The following is a 26475-nucleotide window of genomic DNA, read 5'->3' on the forward strand; positions in this document are numbered from 1 at the left end:
TGCTGCTGGCGAACAATTAAAGGTTTGGGCTGAACGTTCTAGTTGTCAAATTGTTATTGGAGAACATGGCGCTGACTCTGCAAGTGTAGCATATAAAGCTATTATGCAAGCCATTAAGGATAACATTGATGTAGTGCTTATTGATACAGCAGGCAGATTACAAAATAATACGAATTTAATGGAAGAACTATCAAAAATGTATAAAGTCATAAAAAAACTAGATGATAATGCTCCTCATGATGTTATTTTAGTTCTTGATGCAACCGTAGGACAAAATGCATATAGCCAATTAGAAACATTTAATAAGATGGTTAATGTTACAAGTTTAATTATAACAAAATTGGATGGCACTGCTAAAGGTGGTGTGGTCATTGGGCTAGCGCAAGAATATCAAATAAAGCTCTATGCTGTAGGAATTGGAGAAGATATAGAGGACCTTAGAGAGTTTACAAGTAGAGAATTTGCTGAAGCAATGATAATGTAAAAACCTCTTATGGAGCAATAAAACAAGATTTAAAGTTTTGGGCAATATTATTTATTATAGTTATATATGCATCTTTTCCAGGTTCTATATCTAATCCTATAGGATCGAGTATTACAATCTTTATGTTTGGATCATTTGAAAAAATTTTAGGATTCTCTAATGAATTTGAGAACACACATTTAATATTTTCTTCTTTTATTATTCTTTTTAATTTAATTAAGCTTCTTACTCCCATATATGAATCCTCTTCTATCGATAAAATAGCGCTAGGATCACTAAGACTAAAATATTTTTCAAAGTATTGATAAGCATCATGAGTAACTATATATTTTTTATCCTTTAAATTATCTAATTCTTTTGCAATTTTTTTTATTTCTTGGTCTATTTTCAGCGTTGCTTTCATCGCATTGTAGTTATATCTTGCAGAATTTCCTTTATCTATTTCGGATAATTTTGCACTTATATAATTTATCATAATTTTTGCATTATCAGGACTAAGCCAAATATGTAAATCTTCTTCATTAATTATGTTCTGTGAAAGTAATTGAGGACGTGCAGGAAGTAATTTGACAGCTTCAGATAATTTTACTAGTGTTCTATTCTTTCCAAAGGATTTAATAAAAGTTTCCAAATTATCATCAACGTAAAATATAATATTACTTGATTCCAGTTTGCTAACACTGGATGGTTTTAATATATAATCATGTACAGAAGTAGCTCCACAATCAACTAAACATGGTTCTAGGATTCCTTCTGTGACTGATGAAACAAGAGAATGTATAGGCTTAATTGTAGCTACGACCTTTAAATTATCTGAAAAAGCAGTATTATAACATAATACAAGTAGGGAAAAGAATAACCAATGCTTCATGAAAAAAAACAAAAAAATATATTAAAAATAGAAAACCTCACACTTAAATACAATAACAGAAAAGTACTAAACGATATTAATATATCAATAGAAAAAGGAAATGTCATTACAATACTTGGGCCAAATGGTGGTGGAAAAACCTCTTTAATTAAAGCACTAACAGGCATAAATAAAAATTACACAGGTAACATTAAATTTGCTAACAACGTAAAAATTAGCTATATGCCACAAAATTTTGTTATAAGTAACTTGATGCCTATAACAGTTGAATATTTCCTTTTGAATAGTTTTATTGTGAAACCAAGAAGGAACCAACCTGTTTTTTTAGAAGTAATAGAGTTAACAGGAATTAGTAATATACTACAGCATCAAGTTCTAGAAATTTCCGCAGGACAAACACAGCTATTACTATTAGCTCGCTGCTTAATCAAAAATCCTGACTTAATTATATTAGATGAACCAGTTAGTTCAATGGATATACATGCACGTGCTAAGTTTTACGATATTATAAATGAAATAACAAAAAAAAAGTCAGTGTCAATTTTAATGACATCTCATGATATTAATTCTGCTATTCCATCTTCAGATTATATCATATTCATAAACAACTCTATTTACTGTCAGGGCAAACCTAATGAGGTAATAAAAAACAGATCTCTAAATGAGATATTCAGTAGTTATACAATGAAATGATTCGAAATATTACACGTCTTTTATATATAGTTATAGTATTATTACGTTATAAGATATTATTTTACCTATCGAAAAAGTCAATAAATCAGATACAAGGCAAAAAATTAAGGCGCGCTCTTGAGAAACTTGGCCCAGTATTTATTAAATTTGGACAGTCAATTTCATCACGTGGTGATATATTAAACAAAGACATTACAGATAATTTACTACTAATATGTGATAGGCTTCCATCTTTTTCACATAAAATAGCAATTAAAACAGTAGAAAATGAATTTAACTGTAAATTAAGTAAAATGTTCTCAAGTTTTAATAATGTACCAATTGCAGCAGCTTCAATTTCCCAAGTTCACCAAGCAATAACCTTGGAAGGTAAAAAAGTAGCTGTAAAAATCTTGAGACCAGATATAGAAAAAATTTTCTCAAGAGATATAAATGTGCTTTTTTGGATTGCAGAAATTCTAGAAAAATTTATCAAACGATCAAAAAGGCTAAAGCCAATAGAATTAGTTAAAACTTTCTCTGAAATTTGTCAACTAGAATTGGATTTACGTTTTGAGGCAGCTCATTCTTCAGAATTAAGAGAAAATACAATAAGTGATAGAGGTTTCTATGTACCTGAAGTAGACTGGAGCAGAACATCAAAAAAGGTTTTAACGTTAGAATGGATAGAAGCTAAACCAATATACGAATTTAATGAGCCTAATAAACAAATAGCTATTAACCTTATAGAATCATTTTGTAATCAAGCATATAGAGACTGTTTTTTTCATGCTGATATGCACCCTGGAAATTTAATGATTGACAATAATGGCAATATTATTGCTTTAGATTGTGGAATTATGGGACGTATAGATCGTAAAACATGTTACTATGTTGTAGAAATACTTAAAGGTTTTTTAAATAGAGATTATAATTACGTAGCAAAAATCCATTTTAAAGCTGGTTATGTTTCACCACAATATAAAGATTTTGTTACAGCATGTAGAGCAATAGGTGAGCCAATTATTGGTCAAACTATACAAAAAATCTCATTTGCCAATTTACTCTCTCAGTTATTAAAAATAACTAGAGATTTTAACATGAAAGTACAAACACAGTTATTGTTATTACAAAAAACTATGATACACGTGGAAGGAATATGTAGAAAAATCTATCCAGAAATCAATATGTGGAAAGTGGTAGAAAAATGGATGAAAAACAAACACACAAACAAGTTTAAATATAGAGAAAAAATAGAAAATTCTTACCCAATCAAAACATTTCACGAATTGTCTTCTCTTATAGAAAAATTAAATTTAATAGCTGACTATAAGCTGGAAAACATCCAAAAGAACAGTAAACAAAATAACATACTGCGATGGAAAATTACAACATATTTTATAGTCATTATGTTTATTGTTGTTTTTATGAGATCGCTAATATAGATATGGGCTCGTTGTCATTTTTCTTATAATTTACTCTTTCTAATTCTCTATATCAAGGTGCGGTTACCCTGTCCTAAAAATAATGAAATATGACACCTAACGGACATGTTAGACTCGTTTATTAGCATTTTAGGAAATTGCATATGACAAGTGATCACGGTTGACTTTAAGACGTATAAGGCATATCATGTCCTATCCATCTGGGTTTTGTTGCAGCTCCACAGAACTTAGACGCTACTTTTACTGCTTGGCGTCAAACACACATTCGTCTTAATATAACGAGCGCATGCATTACTGTTGATGGTGGGAAATTTTTTGGAACATTCTGTAGAGGATAGTAAGTTTATGCGAGTACTTAAATTTATTATTGCAAATATAAGGCCATATAAAAAGTATGTTTTTGGTATCTTTTTAGCTATGTGCTTGGTCACGGTAGTGAATACCTTCAAGCCGCTTTTAGTGAAGCAGTTTATTGATATTGTCTCAAATCACAAGCAAGGAAATTTATGGGTTGTATTTGCTTTCTATGCCTTGCTTCAATTTATGTTGGTGAGTGTATGGATGATGGCCGACTATTGCATAACACAATATATAGCGAAAATTAAATTAAATGTAGCTGAAACTTTCATGACAAAATTATATGAATATCCGTATAGCTTTTTTCAAAATCAGCTTTCTGGTTCTTTAACATCGAAAATAAATGATGCTTTTCAACACCTGACACCTCTTATTTACGTGATTATTAACTCATTTATGTATTTTGTTCTATTGATACTAATTTCATTGGGGTTGCTCACAACAGTTGCGCCAATCTTTGCATTAAGTATGGGGATTTGGGTTTTATTGTTTCTTGTTATCATTTTTGTTTCCCTGAAGAGAGGCATGCAGCTTAATAAAGAATGCGCCGAGGCAAAATCCAAAATAATCGGGCTCGCTGCAGATTATCTTGGCAATATGATGAGCGTGAAGCTTTTTGCAGCTAGAACTTTTGAACAAGGTCGTTTTTTCAAATTACAAAAGCCTTTTATTGATATAACTGAAAAAACAGGTTTGTACCATGCTTGGTTATATGGCTTTCTAGGCATACTCACATCGCTTTATGCTCTAGTTTTCTTAAGTGCACTAATTCTTGGGTATCAAAAAGGTGTTATAAGTCCTGGTGATTTTGCACTTGTTATTATGACTAATTTCAACATCATTGATACTCTATACACACTCTCTCATGAGCTAAGGGATTATTTTATGGTTAACTGGGGTGCGGTAGATCAAGCAATAGCATTGCTAGAGATAAGCGAGGTTACGCCTTCGGACAAACTAAACGCCATAGCTTTGAATTGCACAAACGGCAAAATCGCCTTCGACAACGTTAAATTTCATTACAAAGACACGGGGCCTCTTTTTCAGAATCAATCTATCGAAATTCAAGCCGGTCAGAAAGTTGGTCTTGTAGGCTATTCAGGTAGTGGGAAATCTACATTCGTAAATTTGATACTTAGGCTTTATGATGTAATAGATGGTGCTATTTTGATTGATGGACAGAGTATCAGGGACGTTACTCAAGATAGTTTGCGAGAAAATATCGCCATGATCCCCCAAGATCCATCGCTATTTCATAGAAGTTTGATGGAAAATATCCGTTATGGTCGCATGGATGCAACTGATGAGGAAGTAATTGATGCTGCTAAAAAAGCACATGCCCATGCGTTTATAGAGAAGTTGCTACAAGGATATAATTCGCTGGTTGGTGAGCGAGGTATAAAACTTTCTGGTGGACAAAGACAGCGTATTGCTATTGCGCGTGCCATTTTAAAAAACGCACCAATTCTTATTCTTGATGAGGCCACCAGCCAACTTGATTCTGTTACGGAAAGCCTGATCCAAGCGTCCTTATGGGAGTTAATGCAAAACAAAACCACAATCGTCATCGCCCATCGTTTATCGACTCTGCTGCATATGGACCGCATACTTGTTTTTGACAAAGGCAAGATTATAGAAGATGGTACCCATGATGGGTTGCTAGCCAAAGCTGGACTTTATAAAAGTTTGTGGGATGCCCAAGTTGGTGGCTTTTTGGGCGATGAAAGAATGGAGGATGAGGCATAAAATCTTCAGTAGACCTTTTTTAAAAAGTTTAAATTAATGCTCAGAAGATTTTCTGGCGGGGGTACAAAAAACTGTTAGGTTGGCTGTATCCGTTCACCCAATGGCGTCAACTTAAGGTTTAGCTGTTATTGATAACCAAGTAGAATAGGAGGGTAGGTTAATCATGAATTGCCTTAAGTTGACGCCATTGTCCGTTCACCTACGTGGCAGAAATGTTTTTAATGTATTTGTTTTCTATTGCAACGGCCTCAGCATATATCATTTTTAGTTTAGCCATCCGATTTTTAAGGTTATTAGCGTAGCAATAGCAAATAGAAGGCTAAGGATCAAAAACCGGGTTACAATCTGAGACCATTGCAATAGGAAACAAAAATTTAATAAAAGAAACAAGCGTCTACCTAACCATTACTAAAAAGTCTTTAAAAGTACATAAAAAATAATATTTTAGTGCTGTGAACGTACAAAAATGTACAATTTACATCTAGATTTCTATAAAAAATACGTTGCGATTTTTCTATTGCAACGGCCTCGCTTTGTTCAAGGCGCGTTTTTATGATCTTGCATTATTGCACTATTTCTAATAGGTAACATGGATACGCATGGGCCACGCGGCTGAACGGATACACTGCCCCCTATCTACATGACTGTCCTTAGCTGCATTATGATAATTCTAGTAAGTTCCTTAACTTGCAACGCAAATAATTATGCACACCTGAAAGGACAAGGGAGATAATCTTTACTAGATAGTGTCCATAGAGGTATCACTACTTGAAATGGGAATTTTACAGTAGTTGAACAAGTTACATCATAGTGCAAGGAAAAGCGTATTAAAATTAAAATGAAGAGAAATGCTACAAAAAAAGAAATGCTACAGAAAAAAATAATATGGTTTATATCGTACGGGTTATTAACTTTAACCGGTTGTAACAAAGTTATGCATCATGCAGCTCAGGATAACGAAAATAAAGTGCATGCCAAGAAGATTAGCATGACCAATACAGTAATAAATGAACGAAATACCGAACGAAATACCCTATATGGTGTAATTGTTAATAGTACTGTTAATGATGATGTTTTAGGTGATATCAAACGATTGCTAAATAGTGGTGCTAGCGTATATGAATCAGATACAGATGGCTGGACTGCTCTGCACCATGCGGTTGTTAGGGATCATTTAGAAATCGTAGCGGAATTATTAGATTGGTATGCTGATGTAAATGCATTAACGAATAATAATAAAACGCCTTTACACCTAGCTGCTGAGAATGGACATAAGAGAATCGTACAAATATTGCTCCATAGCAAGAACATTCAGGTAGACATTACAGACGCTAATGGTACAGCCTTATTCTATGCTGTTTATTATGGTCATCTTGATATAGTTAGACAATTGATTGAAAGAGGAGCTGATATAAATTGCGTGATACCAATAATAAGACCAATAATAAGAGATGAGAGAGATACAGATATGCCTTTATTAGGATGGGCTGCTGCTCGTGGGCAATGGGATATAGTTAAACTATTGATTGAAAGGAAGGCTGATATAAATTTCATGATAACAGTGGTGAAAATAGGTGGAAGAGAAAGAACTATACCTTTATTAGGATGGGTTGCTCTTTGTAAGCGGTGGGATATAGCTAAACTATTGATTGAAAAAGGAGCTACTGATATAAATTGCATGATACCAATAACAGTAGAGGGAAGAGAAAGAACTATATCTTTATTAGAATGGGCTGCTGGTCATAGGCAATGGGATATAGTTAAACTATTGATTGAAAGGAAGGCTGATATAAATTCCATGATAACAGTGGAAATAGGTGGAAGATATAGAACTATACCTTTATTAGGATGGGTTACTTTTTGTGAGCGGTGGGATATAGTTAAACTATTGATGGAAAGAAGAGCTACTTATATAAGTTGCGTGATACCAATAATACTAATAACAGTAAATGGAAGAGAAAGAACTATACCCTTATTAGGATGGGCTGCTGCTCGTGAGCAATGGGATATAGCTAAACTATTGATTGAAAGAAGAGTTACTTATATAGATTGCGTGATACCAATGATAATAGATAAGAGACATATAGATATGCCTTTATTAGGATGGGCTGCTCAGCATAGGCAATGGGATATAGTTAAACTATTGATTGAAAGAGGAGTTACTTATATAGATTGCGTGATACCAATAAGAATAGAGAGAAAAGAAGGAACTATGCCTTTATTAAGATGGGCTGCTCAGCATAGGCAATGGGATATAGTTAAACTATTGATTGAAAGAGGGGCTGATATAAATTGCTTGATGCCAATAAAAACAGAGGGAAAAGAAGGAACTATATCTTTATATGTATGGGCTGCTGGTCATAAGCAATGGGATATAGTTAAACTATTGATTGAAAAAGGAGTTAATGATAACTACTTTACGCCTTTATTAAGATTTGCTGCTGATTGTGGGCAATGGGATATAGTTAAACTATTGATTGAAAGAGGGGCAAAAATAGAGGGAAGAGAAAGAACTATACCTTTATTAGGATGGGCTGCTACTCGTGGGAAATGGGATATAGCTAAACTATTGATTGAAAGAGAGGCTGATATAAATTACACGATACCAATGAAAATAGATATACCTTATTCATAAAAAAAGCGCCTTGAACAAAGCTGTAGCTAGAAAATTTCAGTCTGAAAGGTAGTAGAAAATCAGCCTGTTTGAACTTACTCTTCGTCTTTGAAAGTATCCGTTCAGNNGTGTNGCCTNTACGTATCCGTATTCGTATTCGTACCAATTAGAAAGAGGTGCCCCTTCAGTCATGTGGCCTAAGCGTATTTNTTCACGTTCGTANNTAGNAATAGCGCAATAATGNAAANTNATNAAAAAANGCGCCTTGAACAAAGCTGTAACTAGAAAAGAAAGCGTTACTCAAGATAGTTTGCGAGAAAATATCGCCATGATCCCCCAAGATCCATCGCTATTTCATAGAAGCTTGATGGAAAATATCCGTTATGGTCGCATTGATGCAACTATGGTCGCATTGATGCAACTGATGAGGAAGTAATTGATGCTGCTAAAAAAGCACATGCCCATGAGTTTATAGAGAAGTTGCCACAAGGATATAATTCGCTGGTTGGTGAGCGAGGTTTAAAACTTTCTGGTGGACAAAGACAGCGTATTGCTATTGCGCGTGCCATTTTGAAAAACGCACCAATTCTTATTCTTGATGAGGCCACCAGCCAACTTGATTCTGTTACGGAAAGCCTGATCCAAGAATCCTTATGGGAGTTGATGCAAAACAAAACCACAATCGTCATCGCCCATCGCTTATCGACTCTGCTGCATATGGACCGCATCCTTGTTTTTGACAAAGGCAAGATTATAGAAGATGGTACCCATGATGAGTTGCTAGCCAAAGCTGGACTTTACAAAAGTTTGTGGGATGCCCAAGTTGGTGGCTTTTTGGGCGATGAAAGAATGGAGGATAAGGCATGAAATCTTCAGTAGACTTTTTCAAAAAGTTTAAATTAATGCTCAGAAGATTTTCTGGTGGGGAGAAAAAAAACTGTTAGATTGGATAGCTTTTAAAACAAGAAAAATTTTATCAAAAAGACACATTTTTATGCTTTTGCAATAATTTTCTGTTTCGCAGAAGATCTCTTGATTGCCTTGCTTGTTCCAAATTGTGGTAATGTTTTATAGACTTTCTGCGAAATGAAAAAACAATCATATCCATGATTAAATGGTTAGGGTACAGTATGAGTATCTATTTTTGTTTAGTTATTGAGCAAACCCATATTTTAAATTAACGATACCGGCAATAATATTGAACCTTAAATGATATTTCTTTTGAAAGTTACGATAGATATTGGATAGACTCTTAAATAGTTTTATTTGACGGATTTTATGCTCTACGCGTATTCTAAAGGAAGCGTGTTGATGATTGTAATTTTTTCAGTGCTTGTTAGAGGTCGATTTTCATAGCTTTTATAAGGAATCATGACATGGTTTTGAATTTTCTGCCAACCTTGATAACCCGAGTCAGCGTATTGGATAGTCTTTCCAGGAAGCAAGCGTTCTTGTTTACGTATTTTAAAATCATGTATTCGACCTCTATGTGAACGAGAAATAGAATGACTACGCCCATTCGCTTCTATCACTATTGCAGTTTTAAAGGTAGTGGTTTTTTTCTTACCGGAATAAGCCTGTTTACGTTTTTATCTTGATTTTGGGCGTTGAATAGGTTGTTCTGTGACATCGGCCAAAAGTTTTAGCACTGGTTGGCTCGTCATACGTCTCTTTTTTAATGCTCACTTTACGGGCTAAAAACGGTTCCAGCTTCTTAAATAAACGACACACATTGGAATGATGTCAATTAAATAAATAACCTATAAAAGCGTGTGTAATGGTCGTACGATAAACTATTCATAGAGATCATACTTTATCCTCTAACGTAGCAAGATGGCTATTTCGGCCATGAGATTTCTTAGACCGCTCTAAAGCTTCTAAGGCTGGACGAACTTTATTCATTAATTCATAAAATGATGCTATACACAGCTCTGTTAATGGTCTAAATACAACAGGACTTTTTGGTAGACGGCGTAAGTTAAAGACCTAGCTATAGGTTCAGTTACTTTACATGGGTTATGAATTGTCTTGGTATGACACTCATTTTTCTGTTTTTTGCCTTTTTTATATATTTAGCAGAGGGCCTACCTTCTTCTAGCTTTAAGTTTCCGGGTTTTCGATATGAAACGATTAAATTATCATAACGCTTATTCTATTTTACATTTATCTATACAATAAGCTCTGTATTAGTAATACTGTATAGCCAAAGTAAAGAACTTTTTAAATATAATTACATTGACTTTTATATAAAAAGTCAATAACCATATTAATATAATATGGTTATGTTATATCTTTAAAGCAACTGTAATCTCATACTATTATCATTAAACTTGAGGTATTATATAATGAAGCGTACATATTCAAAGTTCTACAAAGTAAGCACCGATACTAAAAAAGATCAAAAATTATTAGGAGAGGTTGCTAAAGCGCCAGAACAAAATCTAGAGCTCATCGCATCGACCTCTAAAGCACCAAAAGAAAATTTAGGATTCGACAAAGCAAGCGTTAAAAGGCAAAAAGAAGATCTAGGATTTTTGGGGCAGTTGGCTAAAGCGAAAAAGCAAAATCCAGCGAATTTTTTAAGGCATTTGCTAAAGCGCCAGAACAAAATCTAGAGCCCCTCGCATTGACCTCCAAAACAGCAGAAGAAAATTTAGGACTCGAGAAAGCAAGCGTTAAAACGCAAGAAGAAGATCTAGCATTTTGGAGCATGTTTGCTAAAGTGGTAGAGCAAACTCCAGGGGGATTTATTAATGCACTTGTTACAGAGCTAAAGCAAGTTCTAAAGCTTGATAAAACGAGCATTGAAGTGCAAAAAAAGAACGATATACCTACACGGTATGTAATATCAGCCCTAAAAGTGTTCCTTGAAACGGCGAAACAGAATCCAGATTTAATCAAAGAGTCCACTAACATTCAAGAACGATATCCAGGGTTCCCTAATATCTCTGACGAAGCTTGGGTAAAAATACTGACACAAGATCTAGATAATAAAAACATGATTTGCGAAATGCTATTACAAAATCCAAAGGTAGCGAAAATGTTTTTAGAAAGGCAAAGTCAAGAGAGATTTGTTAAAAACATTACTGCAAATTTAGAAAAAAATCGAAGCCTTGAAACGAACCTTGAAACGCAAGAAAAGAGAGAGATCGAGTATATAAATGTAATGGCTATTCGCGAAGCGTTCGTCAAAGTTCTGAAACAAAATCTAACTTTCAGTAAAATGTCGGATATAAATTTAAGCGAAATAGCGAATGAAAATTTAAGTGACCTGTTGCTTGACATTGACGAAGCATGTCCAGAGTTTCCTAATATCTCTGACAAAGTTTGGATAAACATATTTGGGAGCAATTTAAAGCATAGGGAAACAATTTACGAAATGCTATTAGAAAATTCAAAGCCAGAGAATATGTTCTTAGAAATAGAAATACTAGATCTAGAGATAGCGAAAAGATTCATAATAAAAATGTTTTTAAAAACGAAAGAACTATATCCAGAGTTAGCGGAAATGTACTCCAAAAAAGTAACAGGAAATCTAAAATTTATGAAAACATACCTCGAAACAGTATTAATACCAGAGTTAGAGAAAACGTATTTTAAAACAGTACCAAAGTTAGTGGAAAGCTTCAAGATAATGTCGATGCAAGATATAGAGGAAAAAGAAGGGGAAACAATACTCGTAATGGAAGAAATACATCCAGATGTAATGGTGCTCCGCAAAGCGTTCATCGAAATGGTGAAACAAAATCCAAAGTTAATCAACCAGTACAGACAAAAAAAATATTCAGAGTTTCTTAAACATTATATCTCTGACAAATCTTGGGTAAAAATACTGATTCAATATCCAGAATATCCTAATATCTCTGACGAAACTTGGGTAGAAATACTCACACAAAATTCAAAGTATAGGTACATGATTTACGAAATGTTAATAGAAAATTTAGCAGCGGAAATATTCTTAGAAATAGAAATACTAGATCTAGAGATAGCGAAAGGGTTCATAAAGGAAATGTGCTATAAGACGCTAAAACAATATCCAAAGTTCGCGGAAATATACTTCAAAAGAGCAGTAGAAAATTCAGAGTTAGTGCAAACGTACCTTGAAACAGTATTAAGACCAGAGTTCGAGAAAACGTATTTCAAAACAGCATTAAAAAATTCAGAGTTAGTGAAAAAGTTCTGCATAATGTCAACACGAGATGGGACGAGTAAAGTAGGGAAAATATTTGCCAAAATACAAGCATATCCAGAGGTAATGAAAATACGGGATCTAAAGGTAGTGAAAAGCTTCCTAGAAGCAGTATTAAAAAATTCAGTGTTAATGAGAATATTTTCTGAAATGCAAGAACAATATCCAAACTTAAAAAAAATATTCCCCGAAATGCAAAAAAAAGATTCAGAGATAGATGAACTATTCTTTAAAGTACAAGTAAAATATCTACAGTTAGAGGGAACATTACCCGGCCCTGAGTTAGGGGGAACATTATCCGTAGAGGAAACATCACCCAATCCTGCATCTTTAAAAAGATAGATTCTATTCATAATAATAGTGATTGAATAGGTAATTTTTTGTGACTATTAAGATTGTCTCATTAATCCAGTAGAGCGCTGTAAGTAAAAAATAGATTTAGCTCCTTTATTTTTCAATACAAGGAGCAGCTTGGCCTATGTTATAAAGTAAATAATTGCCTTGTTTAGTTTATTTTAATGAATTAAAAAGATCTTTAAATAAATCAAAAAGCCTTATTTATTTAGGGAGATCTTGTGGGTAATATTATGTAGAAGATCTCTTGATTGGCCTTGCTTGTTCCAAATTGTGGTAATGTTTTATGTAAAAATTTGGTGAATTGGCTAAAAAATAACGATTATTCTATATAAATTTTTCCACGTCCACCATCTCATTATAGCGTATTTCATAATAGTTTGAATAGATCAAAAAAGTAGCTTTTCCTATTTTAAACTTCTGTGCTACCATCTCTCTATTTTTTCCTTCATCTAAAGCTTCCATTGCTTTCTTCCTTATTATATGCTGCTGGCATCTAACCCTCCTAAACACACATTTAGTCATCTTCGAGCTATTGAGGAAAGGGCTATAAGTTATCAAACTATAAACATTTCGCAAAAGCTCTGTTCAAATCTTTTCAGCAAGCTATTGACTCTGTTTTTTTATGACCTATTCGAACTATTATGAAATACGCTATACTATAAAAAGCACTAGAGCTTATGAAAACTGTGGTTCAGATGGTGGTTTAATAATTTAGAAATTTACATCCAAAAGTTCGAGCGTTATAAACTGGCGGAAGGAGAGGGATTCGAACCCTCGATACGACTTTTAATCGTATAACGGTTTAGCAAACCGCCGCCTTCAGCCTCTCGGCCACCCTTCCAGAAAGTAATTTAAATTATACTGTCTAACACTTTTTAGTAAAATGAGATTTTTTGATAATTTCTTGTGCTTTTTTTGCATTCATCCAGTTTCCAACTGTTACTGCTTTTCCTTTTTCTAAATCTTTGTAGTGTGAAAAAAAGTGAACAATTTTATCTAATAGATTTTGAGATAAGTCAGAATAATTTTTTATGTTATCATAATAGCTATCAACATTAGAAACAGGTACAGATAGTATTTTTTCATCTTGCCCTTTTTCATCTGATGTATTTAATGCACCTATTGGACGTACAGATATTAAAGAAGGTCGTGTTAGTGGAAATTGAGTTAGCACTAGTACATCTACGGGATCACCGTCATCAGCGTAAGTATGTGGTATAAATCCGTAATTACAAGGATAACCCATTGAGGTATGTAAAAACCTGTCGACGCTTAATATGCCATACTCTTTATGATATTCATATTTGACATTTTCATAAGCACTTATTTCAATAATTACATTTACTTCATATGGTAGGTCATTTCCTGCTGGTATTTTACTTAAATCTATTAGTTCATTTTCATTGAAAGCCATATAATACCTATATAGTTAATAATGAAAATTATATAATAGATACTTTAAAATTTCTACTCGAAAAATGCATGATAAAAAAATTAGATTAGGGATATTAATTTCAGGTAGGGGATCAAATATGCAGGCCTTAGTGCAAGCATGTAAAGATCAGGATTTCCCAGCAAAAGTATCATGTGTGCTTACAAATAATAGTTGCGCTGCTGGTTTAAGATTTGCTGAAAATGAAAAAATACCAACAATTGTTGTTGCAGATAAGCCGCTCGATATTTGTAGAATTCATGCCATACTGGTTAAATATAGAGTTGATTTGGTTTGTTTGGCAGGATTCATGAGGATTTTAAAAGCTGATTTTTTAGAAAAATGGAAAAATCGAGTTATTAATATTCATCCTTCATTACTTCCAGCTTTTAAAGGTCTTAACGCACAAGAACAAGCGTTGAAAGCTGGGGTAAATATGACAGGTTGTACCGTTCATTATGTTACTCCTGAGATTGATTCTGGATCTACAATTCTTCAATATTCTGTACCAGTATTTCCAGATGACGACCTACATACTCTTTCAGAAAGAATCTTATTTGTAGAACATAAATGTTATGTGGAAGCTATAAAATTAATAGCCAAAGTAAAATTATGCAATTAAGGTATTATTCTATAATTTTAATCTGTTTGTTACAAAATAGTGCTTATTCTATGGTGCTGCTTGATAAGCAGAGTACATACATTGAATTAAATGGAAAATTTAATTTAAAGTTTAATTACCCTTTTAACAATAAGGGTGATTCTAAAGATAGATTATCGATCAATTCAAGTGTAAAGTGTCTCTGTTTGCAACGTATTATAGAGCATGCCCAAATTGGCTTTAAAGTGGAAGCTGCTGATATCTTAAGATCTGATATTTTAGAAAAAATGGAGAAAATAAAGATGAAAGAAGGATATTTTATTCTTAAGAACCAAAAATTTGGATCATTTGAATATGGTAAAAGACCCTTAGTTAGTCAAAGTATGTTAATTAGCACTTCAAAATTTAATGTTGCTGCTGGTGGAATCAATAGCGATTGGACAAGCTATGTGAATTTACCTGATGTTATCGCAAAACCTGGAAGCTATTTGAAATTAGAGTCATGGAAAGTAATCAGCTATATTTCTCCGGAAACAAAGAACTTTCAGCTTGGATTGAGTTATGAGAATGATAGAAAACTTATAGGAGGTGGTCTTACTTATACAGTTAGTTTAACTGATAACATGACTGTTTCTACTGCTATTACTGGTGAATTTCCTTGGCACAGTGAAAATATAAAACATTGGTATGGTGGGTTACATATAAAATATTCTAAGCTAAGTGGTATTTTTTCATGTGGAAATATTAATGAGCGTAATTTATATTATGTGAATGCAGGCATCGCATATCATTCTGAGTCTAATAAATTAAGTTTAACTTATTTTACAAGCCATGGAGAGGATAAACTATCAGCACATGCTATCAGTTTAGAGCGTCCTCTAGTGATGAATAGTTCATATTATTTTGATATTGTAAGGTTTAATACAAAAGAACCAGCAGGATATGTTTTTTTGGCTGGATTGAAACTAAGCTTTTAGTTATACTGTAAATACCAATCTGGTAGTACGATTATACTTTTTTAATAAAGTTAATATAATGATTTGACTTTAAATTAATATATGTGTACCTTAATTAATATAGTTAATAGGAGGTTAAAATGGTACTAGGTACATCTAATAGTAGTTCACGAGCTACAAGAAAATATAGACAATCAAGTAGTAGAAAAGAAGTAGGTTTTAAAAAACATAAAACACAAAAGAATATAAAAGAAAAAAGTATAGAGGATAAGTTTAAATCATTGTTTAAATCCATCATTGATAAAGAAAAAACAAAGGAGGAAATGAAACGCTTACTAAGTAATGGTGATATACATAGTGCAGAAGATATGAACTGTATATCAAAATATTTATTAGCAAGTGAAAGGAAATTAAGTTCTAGTGCTTTAGAGCAAATGAAAAAATTCTTGATAAAACGTGGGGCAAGTGAGCATATAACGTGTAACTCTAATTATAAAGAAGATATTACGAAGTATGCTGATAAAAAAGAGAAATATGTTAAGAAAATATACAAAGGAATTAAAAAGTTTAAGAGCCTTGAAAAGAAATCGTGTATAGAAGATGTTTCTGAGAAAGATATTTCAATACGTGGCTGTTGCCTATTTATCGGTTTTAACAAAGCAGACAAAGAAGTACCAATAAGTCACTACGCCGAGCTTTTAGGAAGTGATATATTAAAAAAAGAAATGATCAATACGCTCTCGATTTTTGATGATGCTGTTTATGTGTCTTATGTTTCTGGTAAGAGAAACTACTCGATAAAACATGGAAATTTTGATATGGACTGTACTTGTTATATTTCTGGAACGGAATATACAATTACAATCAATATGGAAAGCGATGGAATTGAAGTGATTAGTTTTGGTAAAGGCTTTAGTGATGATTTGAATGAAAATTTAGAAAGTGTAGATATAAAGACTTTATTGGATGACAATAAGCATATAGAGGATTTGGTAGGTCAGTTTCGCGATATATCATTCAAATGTCCATCGACTGGTAAAAACTTATCATTACTTGAAGCTATCAAAAAAGGAAAGAAAGAAAAGGGAAAGGCCAATAAAGCAGAAGTTAATCAACAAGAAGAGCAGCGAGCTGATAAGAAAGCAGTGTCTTACACAACACCTAGCCACATAAGTAATGTAGATGAGATGTCTGATGTTCAAGCTAATAGTGAATTTGATAATGAAGAAGAACAATTATTGTGGGATAATGATAGTACATATGATGAATCTCAAAATGTAGATGAGATGTCTGATGTTCAAGCTAATAGTGAATTTGATAATGAAGAAGAACAATTATTGTGGGATAATGATAGTACATATGATGAATCTCAAGATGAAGAGAAAGATCACTCATCAGATCTGAGTGAAGAGGTTTATGAAGATGATGACGAGTGGAATCATAGTCGTAGAGGTCAGTTAGTGGGTCAAACGAACAAACCTGTTTTAGGTGACAAATTCAATGAAGAAAGCTATAGTAGAAATTTTGAAAAAAGACATGCAATATCCAATTTTCAAAGACCAAATGAAGAGCAAGCTGATTGTTTAATAAATAATGTATATAATTTATTAAACACAGATCATATGTTGCATAATAACAATTCAGATGAAAAGGGTTATGAATCAGATGAAGAGGGTTATGAATCTTCTGATCCTGATTCTGAGCAGTATTTTATGAATTTCAGTCAGCAATCAGTAGATTACACTTCTGATTTTAATGATGATGACACTCAGTTATTTAACGAAGAAGATGAATTTGTGGGAAAAGACGCAGATAAACCTGAATATAGATTGGAGGATATGAAGCATGATCCACAATTTACTAGAGTTAGTACTAGAGATCAAGAAGTTCAATGTGATACTATGAGCGCACTTATTGATCAATCAGGGAAGGCAAAAGATCTAGAGAATGAAAATAAATCTTTAAGAGACCAAAATCAGAAGTTGGAGAGAGAGAAAAATAGTATAAATAAAGCGTTAGAAAATCAGTCTCAGGAGTCGCGTAATACAATAGATAGAATAGAGAAAGCAGGTGATCAGTTGCGGAGAAAAGTCAAAGAGCTTGGAAACCAGAACACTGCAGATAAAGCAGAAAAGCAAGAGTTAGCACTCAAGCTCCATTATGCAGAACAGGAGTTGTATAAAGCCAACGAGGAACGAGATCAGTTGGAGAAAGAAGCTACTGAGCTTAGGGATCAGTGTGATAAAGATGCAGAAGGGTTCCGCAAACAACTTGCACGAGAAACAGCTTTGGTTGAAGCTCTGAGAGCAGAATGTGAAGTACTCCGTAAAGACAAGGAAGATGCACACAGTATTAATCTAGAATTGCAGCAACAACTGATTGCAGCAGGAGAAAAGATTGTATTGCAAAGTCGAGAACAGGAAGAATTGCGCAAGAAATATGAAGACTTACATGGGGAATATCAAGCATTGCAACAGAAGTATCAACAATTAAAAGCTAAATACAAGGATATTGAAGAAGAGAATCAAGCGTTAAAAAAGAATGTTGGAGAGCTCAAACAGAGAATTAAAACACTTTCTGCTGAGCTTGCAGAAGTACGCATGGCTTCTGAGACTGAGGTTTTACAGAGTGCAGTGGAGGTGTATATACAAAAAATTTATGCATTGGAAGAAAGGTTCTGTAGGAAAGAAGCTGAGCTGATAGATAAGAAGGATAAACTTTCTAAAGAAGTTATGGACTTAACGTTAGAAATTGAGTCAATAAAACAATGTTACGAGGAAAAAAGTGAAGAGCAGGAGTCGTACATTGATGAATTAACTATGCAGATGAAGGTTCAAGAGAAAAAACTCTCTACAAAGGATGAAAAATTAAAAGAACTATTAGCAAGCAGAAATAAGGCATTAGAGGAACACGATACACAATGCACTGAAGATAAAAAGAGGATTGCTGACAAGATAAAGGAGATAAGTGAACTAATGCAGAAAAACAGTTCTTTAACAGAAGAAAGGAATGATCTATTCAAGGAAGTGCAAGAAATGAAGAAGAAAAAAGGTGAATCGCTGAGAAAAGTGCACGCAGTATATATAGAAGTGGAAGCGCTTCAAAAAAACATACCTAAGCTTGTAACCGGTCTAGACACGGCTCTGGATAAAGCAGAAAAACATTTTAATAGTGCTACATCACAAATGATAACAGGCACTAAAGATCCTGACACATTACTTCGTGAGGTGAGAGGACAGTTTTTTGATTCAGATATACATAAGCTTAATGCACAATCCCTGGAAGATGGTAATGCAATCACAGCTCAACTTGATCAGATTAGAAAAAATCTAAAAGAGATATATCCCACATTGACTGGAGAGGAAGCAGAAGAGGAAGTAAGAAATGTACCAACTCAAAAGATACCTTATAATCAAGAACCCTTCAGTGAAGAGAGAGTAATCCCCCAAAGTGAAGTATTACCATCAAAAGAATTATCAAATGAGAAAAATGGGCAAGAGGTAATCGGGGGAAATACAGAACAGTATATTTCTGATGATCAGGAAGGAGAAGAGAAGGAGAAGCTATTAAGACATATAGAGTTAAAAACTAATACAGGAAAAGATAATGGAATACGAGGATATTTTGAGCAGTTAGCAAGTATGCTGGAAGAAGCCTATAGTGTTAAGATTGATTTCAATGAAGGAGATATAGTAACATTAAGAAGTAACATAGGTTATATAAAGGACTATTTAGGTAATTTATTAAAAGATATGAAAGATAAGAAGGTAAGTGATAATAATATATACAAAATACTGGAAAGCCATTTCCAGATATTAAGCAAGGTCTCTGATAATATAGAGAATGTAGATAAGATGAGAGATAAACTATCCTCTTATTTAGCGCATGATGATGATCTATCCTCTTATTTATGGAATATTAACACAGGAGAACTGCAATACAGGTATATGACGGTAATGTTAGGTCGTTGCCATGAAACGGTAAAATCATATAGCATTCTATTACAAGAGAGTAGTAATGTTTCGGCAAACGTTGCATCACCAGAACGTAGGACGGAAACATTGGCAATGATTGAAGAACACAGAGAAGATAAAGAAGTTCCTCAATCAGTATTATCAAACGTATACGGTACCAAACAGTATGGCAGTACGCAGCATATGATGTAGCATTGTAAACGTATTGTGGGATATAAGTATTGACATTAATAGTCTCCTGTGCTACAAAACATATGTTTGAGATATGGAGACATAGATGTGTTAAGTATTGGTGAGTTTTTTGGTTACATTGCTTTAGCTACGTCCCTTGTTGGATTGTTGCCTCAGATATATAAAGCATATATCACTAAATCTACCTCTGCTATATCCATGTTGATGTTGGTAAATGGTATTGTTTGCTCTTCATCTTGGATTGTCTATAGTGTTTATCAACATTCAATGTTTGTTATGTGTAGTAGTATTGTTGGGCTGATAGCTAACATAGTGCTTGTTATACAGAAGCTTTACTATGATGATGCATAACATTGCCCTTGCCTTGGTCTTGTAAAATACACAACACATAGGTTGTGCAGCACATCTTAAGCAGTAGGTAGAAAATGATGATTTGTGATGCTACTTCCTACATGTGTCGCTCCACGTAATCTGCTGCTAGGTCTGTTTTGCATAGCTATTGTGTTACACAGTTGATGTACATAAGAATCTACTTTCATACAGCCATTATCTATTGTCTCAGGAGTGAGAAGTGAATCTGCTTTGTCTGATATAAAATATATTTCTTTTAGAATTCTTCCAGGTACATTATGTATATAAGACATATAATAAGTAATACTCGAAGCACTATTAAGTGAATTATGACAAATATGACAAAAAGTATCAACTTCATTATTTTCTCCTCTAATTGTTTCAGTTACACGTGCCATGCCACGTGGAAGATATGACATATCAGCAATAGCATAAGAAGTCAAAATAAGTGTACATGAAGCTATCATGGTTGTTACAGATAATGCCTTAGCCCCATATTTGGTAGTATAAGCAAGCGGTTTCAATGTATAACGTGAACAGGAGATGGATTCATTAGAAGTTTCTTCTGCTATAGAATATTCTCCATCCTCATTACCTAAATCAACTTCTATAGGATTGGCAACTGCTGCCTCTGGTAAAGTTTCTATTAGTGTGCTTAGCATCATACTCCCTAACTATTAATAATTAAGTATTAAAGTTATAACAGTAAATGTTAATAAAAATTATATATTTTAATTCTATGTTGTTAGTTATAATAAGGAGTCTTATTTAAGATTAAAGATGAGCCATATTGTCAATGCCTATAATAGGCATGGTATTTTTATTGTGAAAGGAGAAGGGGTTTATCTTTTTGATCAAAATGGCAAAAAATATTTGGATTTTGCATCTGGTATTGCAACGACTTCTTTAGGACATTGTCATCCATATATTGTGGAAAAGGTCAAAGAACAATTGCATTTATTATGGCACTGCTCTAACATTTTTACTATACCTCAACAAGAATTGCTAGCTTCACGTTTGACCAATTTAACTTTTGCCGATAAAGTCTTTTTTTGTTCTAGTGGGCTTGAAGCAACGGAAGCTGCTATAAAATTTATTCGTCGTTATTTTTATGTAAAGGAACAAAATAAACGTAATCGTATTATTACAATTGAAGGTGGATTTCATGGTCGTAGTATTGCTGCGATTTCTGCAGGTGGAAACACAAAATCACGTGAAGGTTTTGCTCCTTTGCTTGCAGGATTTGATATGGTTCCAAAAAATGACATTCAAGCATTAAAAGAGAAGATTAGTGGTGAAACAGCAGCAGTATTTTTAGAGCCTATACAGAGTGAAGGGGGAGTGTATACATTAGACGTAGAGTATCTAAAACAAATTAGAGAGATTACCAGAGATCAAGGCATAATTTTATGCTTTGATGAAGTACAATCTGGTTTTGGACGGACTGGATCTCTCTTCTATTNTCAAAATATAGGTATTGAGCCTGATATATTAACTTGTGCAAAAGCTATGGGTAATGGGTTTCCTATTGCTGGCTGCCTTGTAAGAAACAGTATAGCAGAAGTTATTACTCCAGGAACTCATGGTTCAACTTATGGTGGTAATCCACTTGCTATGGTGGTCTGTAATGCAGTATTAGATATAATCTTGCAAAAGGGTTTTTTTGATCATGTGAAGCAAGTTAGTAGATATTTAAGAGAGAAATTGCTATACTTAAGTCTCAAAATTCCGGAGAAGATTGTAGAAGTGCGTGGCGAAGGGTTATTAATTGGGGTAGAACTAAGAACTCCTGTGGCTAATCAGGTTGTTGCACAATGCTTAAGTGAAGGGTTGATTTTAACTCAAGTTCTAGGTAATAAGGTTATCAGAATTACACCTCCACTGACTATTGAAAATGGACATGTAGATACTGCATGTGATATTCTACATGATTTATTCTCTCAAAGTAATACACGTTGTTTTTTATAACAGCTTTTAATGGACTTGTTATTAATATTAGTAATTTTTATCTTGTTATCCTTATCATTGTTTTTCTCAGGTGCAGAAACAAGTTTGACCTCAATTAGTCGTTCTTATATCAATCAGCTAAAATTAACTGGTAACAAGAGAGCAAAATTAATAGATGATTTATTAAATAAGAAAGAGTTAACTATAGGTACTGTTCTACTTGGCAATACGATTATTAATATTACTTGTTCTGCTTTATCTACAGCAATATTTATAAGATTTTTTGGTAATGAAGGGATTGTCATTTCTGCAGTGATTATGACGTTCTGTGTGTTATTATTTTGTGAAGCTTTGCCCAAGACTTATGCTATTCAGAATCCTGAAAAAGTTGCTTTATCATTTGTTTACCTATTAAGATTTTTTGTCAAAGTGCTTTCTCCATTGACAATAGGGATACAATTTATGGTTAGTTTTATCCTTAAGGTTTGTGGTTTGCATAAAAACAAAGAAATAATATCTGCATCAGATGCAATGCGTAATATGATAGCTCTACATCGCAGTGAAGGTACCATGTTACAGCAAGATTTGGATATGTTAAATAGCATATTAGATTTAGCTGAAACGGAAATATCACAAATTATGACACATAGAAAGAACTTATTTTCGCTAGATATAAATCAAAGCAAAGAAGATCTAGTCAAGAGTATTTTAACTAGTAACCGTAGTAGAATTCCCTTGTGGAGTGATGAGCCAGAAAATATTGTAGGTGTAATTCATATGAAGGATCTTATAAATTCCTTACGTGAGGAAGGTATAATACAAATCAAAACAAATTCTCTTCGTAAACAAAGTGATAAAATTGATCTTACAACCATTATGTCAAAACCATGGTTTATACCCGAAAGTACGTTACTCAGTATACAACTTCATAACTTTCGTAAGAACAAAAAACATCTAGCATTTGTGATTGATGAATATGGTGCATTACAAGGGATTGTGACTCTAGAGGATATATTAGAAGAGATAGTTGGAGATATTTTTGATGAGCATGATTTAGCTACAGATAATCTTGTTAAGCGAATATCTGATAACGTATATCAGATAAGTGGTGCTGCTACTATAAGAGATATTAATAGGCAATTATCCTGGAATTTACCAAGTGAAGACGCAACAACACTTGCTGGAATGATAATTAATGATATAGAACGTATTCCAGATGAAAATGAAGAGTTTTATATGTATGGTTTTTATTTTAAAATTTTAGAGAAGGAGAAAAATATTATTACCCTTGTTGAAGTGCAAACAAAAAGTAATAATACTATTGATAATAATTAATTAGGAATTTTATGGAAGATACCACAGCTCAAGAGTTAAAGAGTTACATTGAAAGAATTGAGAAACTGGAACAGGAGAAAAAAGATATACAAGAGCATATTCGTGACATATATGCGAGAGCAGCATCTGGAGGTTTTGATGCAAAGATTATACGGCAGATAGTGAAGCTGAGAAAAATGGATGACGAAGATAGAGAAGAACAGGAAACTTTGCTTGATATTTACAAACGTGCATTAGGAATGAGTTGTGAAGAGTAATAGGCTTGTTGTTGGTATAAGTGGTGCTTCTGGTGCTATCTATGGTGTACGTATTTTGGAGACGTTAAAAAACCTAAGTTATGAAACTCATCTGGTAATCAGTAATGCTGGTAAAGTGACATTGTTTCATGAAACCTCTAAGACAATTGAAGAGATAATATTATATGCTGACGTTTATTATTCTGAAGCAGAGATAGGTGCAAAAATAGCAAGTGGTTCATTTAAAACTTTAGGCATGGTTGTTGCTCCATGTTCTATGAAAACAATGTCTGAAATTGCATCTGGCGTGACCTCTAGTTTATTAAGCAGAGCAGCAGATGTCACACTTAAAGAAAGAAGAAAATTAGTTTTAATGGTAAGAGAAACACCTTTACATCTTGGACATTTACGTAATATGTTAAAATTAACAGAGATGGGAGCAATTATTGCTCCTCCAGTGCCTGCATTTTATAATAGGCCACATGCGTTGGATGATATAATTAACCACTCTGTCGGTAAAGTACTAGATTTATTTGATATTAAAGCTGCTTATTTTAATGAATGGCAGGGATTATAGATAAAATGGTAAAGATTATAGATGGTAAAGGTATTGCGGATAGTTTATGTTACAGCTTATCAGAAAACGTTAAATATCTGAAGAAGAGGTATAGTGTTTTTCCTTGTCTAAAGGTAATTTTAGTTGGAAAAAATCCTGCAAGTAAGGTATATGTGCGCAATAAACAAAAAAAAGCTGAATCTATAGGGATAAGCTCTGAGACAATTTCACTACCAAGTGATATATCTGAAGATGAAATAGTTCAAATAATACATAAACTCAATAGTGACAGTTCTGTTAATGGAATTTTGGTGCAACTACCTTTACCAAATCATATGAATACAAATAGGATTATCAATGTAATAAATGTAATAAAGGATGTTGATGGTTTTCATGATGAAAATGTTGGTAAATTAGTAAAAGGTGAGAAGAATTGCCTGATACCATGTACTCCTCAAGGAGCTTTATATTTAATTAAAACAATAGAGCAGAGTATTGCTGGTAAAGATGCAGTAGTAATCGGTAGGTCAAATATAGTTGGTAAACCTATGTTTCATTTATTATTACAAGAAAATTGTACAGTGACTATACTGCATTCAAGAAGTAAAGATTTAGCTTATTATTGTTCTAATGCAGATATAGTAGTAGCAGCTGTTGGAAAAGCACATTTTGTGCAATCAGGTTGGATAAAAAATGGCGCAATAGTAATTGATGTTGGTATAAATAGTAGAGAAGGAGATACTAGGTTAGTAGGTGATGTTGATTTCGAAGCAGTTAAAACAAAAGCAAGTGCCATTACTCCAGAGGGAGGCACAAAAGGGTCACCTTGATAGACTAGACCTCCTATCTTCTCCTGCAAGGGAGACGTTTTATTTTGTATGATGCCCATTCAGATTTCGAATTTATATAATTTATAAATTATTGCATAAAATAAAACTCACACATGCCCCCTTTGGCATCCAGCAGGTCGAATAAATGGTATTATTGTATCTGGTCCGGTTGCACTTGATGATGATTGTAATAACGGATACCGCGCCTCGGGAATGGAATCATTCTCAAAAAAGTTAATTGTAAATATAAAACAAAAATTTATTTATTATTCAATTTTGGTTCTAAAATTACTTTAAAAATGATTTTGAATATTATTTGGGATCTTGATTAATATTTTGAAATTTAGGCTGGCTGACCCCATCTACTAATAAGTTTTAAAACCAATTTTAGCCGGAGGAATAATTAACAAACTGAAAATGTCTATTGAACAAAATAACTAATCTAATGGTATTCTTATATTCTAACAAGTAAGTGCAAAGTTAAGCTGATATTGGGCTGAAACTTAGGCCTGTGAACTTAGGCATATAGACTTTCACTTTTATTGTTTAAATCAAAGTATAAATTCATTTTTAAATCGATTAGACTAGTTTATGCAGGTTAAATCTTATGTTAACAAATGCCTAGGGCTGTATTAAGCTTTTTCTAAAATTAAAACGATTTTTGGAAGTCATAAAATTTTCGTTTTAAGAGAGAAAAACCATACATTTGCCTGCAGTCTTTCATTCCCATGTGCCGAATAATTAAAGTTGCGATAAGGATTGCAGGTATTGCCTGTTTTGCAGAATGTTGAGCCACACTTGTCTTTTGGATTGCAACCAGCACGCAAACAGGCAATAAAGCGACAAAATACGCAACCATACGAGTTAAGGTTTCCTGGTCTGACTGAAATTTAAAAAAATTTTATTACCTCTTAATTGACGGAATCATGAAATAATGATTTCAGTTTAACAAATAAAAAATATACCAGGGCAATTTAATTTGTAAATGAATTTTATTTGGCAAAATATTTATTTTGGAAAAAATAAAATCACTTTTTATCACAAAGGCTAATCAAAAGCTCTATAATTGAGCATAAATTTAACTTGCTGACATATGCTTAAAATCCCATGGTACAGGCTATGGACAAGAAAACGTTGTGCCAAATAAATTGTCATCCATATTATTACACCACCCTCTATTTTGGCCAATTTACCAAAAAATAGAAATATTAGATTTGGAAATGGGATTTTTCAAATAGGAAAAGAGAGAAAAACATACAATTATATATGCAAATTGTGTTGCAATGTTGGAACCGTTCACTGAAGCGAATATGCATCCGATTGTCCAAAC

General features: G+C 33.3%; 19 protein-coding genes, 1 tRNA gene and 3 pseudogenes (1 of these 23 cut by a window edge). 17 read left to right on the forward strand and 6 right to left on the reverse strand.

The genetic code is table 11. The features are described from left to right. Positions 1–484: the 3' portion of a signal recognition particle-docking protein FtsY gene (ftsY, locus tag BIY23_RS00645; RefSeq protein ID WP_070064642.1), read on the forward strand. 413 nt of this gene lie to the left of the window's left edge; only the last 484 of its 897 coding nucleotides appear in the window; its start codon lies off the left edge, out of view; its stop codon occupies positions 482–484. Between the two features lie 7 nt (positions 485–491). Here the strand turns inward: ftsY and BIY23_RS00650 are convergent, their stop codons facing one another. Then, positions 492–1355: a zinc ABC transporter substrate-binding protein gene (locus tag BIY23_RS00650; protein ID WP_070064643.1), complete on the reverse strand. Its 864-nt coding sequence runs from the start codon at positions 1353–1355 to the stop codon at positions 492–494. On the opposite strand from BIY23_RS00650, the gene BIY23_RS00655 reads away from it, so the two are divergent. The 5 genes and pseudogenes from BIY23_RS00655 to BIY23_RS00675 form a co-directional block, all read left to right on the forward strand. After that, positions 1347–2048, forward strand: coding sequence for a metal ABC transporter ATP-binding protein (locus tag BIY23_RS00655; RefSeq protein ID WP_070064644.1), 702 nt, complete (start codon positions 1347–1349; stop codon positions 2046–2048). The two genes, BIY23_RS00650 and BIY23_RS00655, sit on opposite strands and share 9 nt — an antisense overlap. Continuing rightward, a complete protein-coding gene (gene ubiB, locus BIY23_RS00660; RefSeq protein ID WP_070064645.1) occupies positions 2045–3472 on the forward strand; it encodes a 2-polyprenylphenol 6-hydroxylase in 1428 nt (475 codons plus the stop codon). The genes BIY23_RS00655 and ubiB overlap by 4 nt, the downstream gene beginning before the upstream one ends. 300 nt (positions 3473–3772) lie before the next feature. After that, the gene (locus tag BIY23_RS00665; RefSeq protein WP_261722483.1) at positions 3773–5575 is read left to right on the forward strand and encodes an ABC transporter ATP-binding protein; all 1803 of its coding nucleotides are present in this window, start codon (positions 3773–3775) and stop codon (positions 5573–5575) included. A gap of 838 nt (positions 5576–6413) precedes the next feature. Beyond that, positions 6414–8210, forward strand: a complete 1797-nt coding sequence (locus BIY23_RS00670) for an ankyrin repeat domain-containing protein (RefSeq protein ID WP_070064646.1) — start codon at positions 6414–6416, stop codon at positions 8208–8210. Between the two features lie 268 nt (positions 8211–8478). Continuing rightward, a pseudogene (locus BIY23_RS00675) lies at positions 8479–9056 on the forward strand (ABC transporter ATP-binding protein); the annotation flags it as partial. Positions 9057–9341: 285 nt separating this feature from the next. Here BIY23_RS00675 and BIY23_RS04810 read toward each other — a convergent pair. Then, positions 9342–10118 (reverse strand): annotated as a pseudogene (locus tag BIY23_RS04810) (transposase family protein). Positions 10119–10534: 416 nt separating this feature from the next. Between BIY23_RS04810 and BIY23_RS00685 the strand changes: the two are divergent. Further along, the gene (locus BIY23_RS00685) at positions 10535–10804 is read left to right on the forward strand and encodes a hypothetical protein (RefSeq protein ID WP_070064649.1); all 270 of its coding nucleotides are present in this window, start codon (positions 10535–10537) and stop codon (positions 10802–10804) included. Positions 10805–10815: 11 nt separating this feature from the next. Further along, the gene (locus BIY23_RS00690; RefSeq protein ID WP_070064650.1) at positions 10816–12720 is read left to right on the forward strand and encodes a hypothetical protein; all 1905 of its coding nucleotides are present in this window, start codon (positions 10816–10818) and stop codon (positions 12718–12720) included. 339 nt (positions 12721–13059) lie between these two features. Here the strand turns inward: BIY23_RS00690 and BIY23_RS05630 are convergent, their stop codons facing one another. The 3 genes from BIY23_RS05630 to ppa all read right to left on the reverse strand — a co-directional run bounded on the left by BIY23_RS05630 (position 13060) and on the right by ppa (position 14125). Further along, positions 13060–13245 carry a hypothetical protein gene (locus BIY23_RS05630; RefSeq protein WP_390903693.1) on the reverse strand — a complete coding sequence of 62 codons (186 nt, stop codon included), beginning with the start codon at positions 13243–13245 and terminating at the stop codon, positions 13060–13062. Between the two features lie 238 nt (positions 13246–13483). Beyond that, positions 13484–13576: transfer RNA gene (locus BIY23_RS00700), tRNA-Ser, on the reverse strand. A gap of 24 nt (positions 13577–13600) precedes the next feature. Further along, positions 13601–14125 (reverse strand): inorganic diphosphatase, encoded by a 525-nt coding sequence (gene ppa, locus BIY23_RS00705; protein WP_070064843.1) that lies wholly within the window; start codon positions 14123–14125, stop codon positions 13601–13603. Positions 14126–14213: 88 nt separating this feature from the next. On the opposite strand from ppa, the gene purN reads away from it, so the two are divergent. From purN to BIY23_RS00725, 4 genes are all read left to right on the forward strand, one after another. Further along, complete coding sequence (gene purN / locus BIY23_RS00710) at positions 14214–14789, forward strand: phosphoribosylglycinamide formyltransferase (RefSeq protein WP_070064652.1); 576 nt, start codon at positions 14214–14216, stop codon at positions 14787–14789. Further along, positions 14780–15745: a hypothetical protein gene (locus tag BIY23_RS00715; RefSeq protein ID WP_070064844.1), complete on the forward strand. Its 966-nt coding sequence runs from the start codon at positions 14780–14782 to the stop codon at positions 15743–15745. Before purN ends, BIY23_RS00715 begins: the two co-directional genes overlap by 10 nt. A 119-nt stretch (positions 15746–15864) precedes the next feature. Next, the gene (locus tag BIY23_RS00720) at positions 15865–19890 is read left to right on the forward strand and encodes a hypothetical protein (protein WP_070064653.1); all 4026 of its coding nucleotides are present in this window, start codon (positions 15865–15867) and stop codon (positions 19888–19890) included. Positions 19891–19977: 87 nt separating this feature from the next. Beyond that, positions 19978–20241 (forward strand): SemiSWEET family sugar transporter, encoded by a 264-nt coding sequence (locus BIY23_RS00725; protein WP_070064845.1) that lies wholly within the window; start codon positions 19978–19980, stop codon positions 20239–20241. Between the two features lie 56 nt (positions 20242–20297). On the opposite strand, the gene BIY23_RS00730 is transcribed toward BIY23_RS00725, so the two are convergent. Then, positions 20298–20906 (reverse strand): hypothetical protein, encoded by a 609-nt coding sequence (locus tag BIY23_RS00730; RefSeq protein ID WP_070064654.1) that lies wholly within the window; start codon positions 20904–20906, stop codon positions 20298–20300. Between the two features lie 115 nt (positions 20907–21021). Here BIY23_RS00730 and BIY23_RS00735 point away from each other — a divergent pair, with 115 nt between their 5' ends. The 5 genes and pseudogenes from BIY23_RS00735 to BIY23_RS00755 form a co-directional block, all read left to right on the forward strand. Next, the gene (locus tag BIY23_RS00735; RefSeq protein WP_070064655.1) at positions 21022–22209 is read left to right on the forward strand and encodes an aspartate aminotransferase family protein; all 1188 of its coding nucleotides are present in this window, start codon (positions 21022–21024) and stop codon (positions 22207–22209) included. A gap of 9 nt (positions 22210–22218) precedes the next feature. Beyond that, on the forward strand, positions 22219–23523 hold the full coding sequence (locus tag BIY23_RS00740) for an HlyC/CorC family transporter (protein WP_070064656.1): 1305 nt from the start codon (positions 22219–22221) through the stop codon (positions 23521–23523). An 11-nt stretch (positions 23524–23534) separates the two neighbouring features. Continuing rightward, on the forward strand, positions 23535–23780 hold the full coding sequence (locus tag BIY23_RS00745) for a DUF2312 domain-containing protein (protein ID WP_070064657.1): 246 nt from the start codon (positions 23535–23537) through the stop codon (positions 23778–23780). Continuing rightward, positions 23770–24336: a UbiX family flavin prenyltransferase gene (locus BIY23_RS00750; protein ID WP_070064658.1), complete on the forward strand. Its 567-nt coding sequence runs from the start codon at positions 23770–23772 to the stop codon at positions 24334–24336. Before BIY23_RS00745 ends, BIY23_RS00750 begins: the two co-directional genes overlap by 11 nt. Positions 24337–24341: 5 nt before the next feature. Further along, positions 24342–25136: pseudogene (locus tag BIY23_RS00755) on the forward strand (bifunctional 5,10-methylenetetrahydrofolate dehydrogenase/5,10-methenyltetrahydrofolate cyclohydrolase); the annotation flags it as partial. Positions 25137–26475: the final 1339 nt, after the last annotated feature.

The organism is Wolbachia pipientis (assembly GCF_001752665.1).
GTDB classification, from domain to species: domain Bacteria; phylum Pseudomonadota; class Alphaproteobacteria; order Rickettsiales; family Anaplasmataceae; genus Wolbachia; species Wolbachia pipientis_A.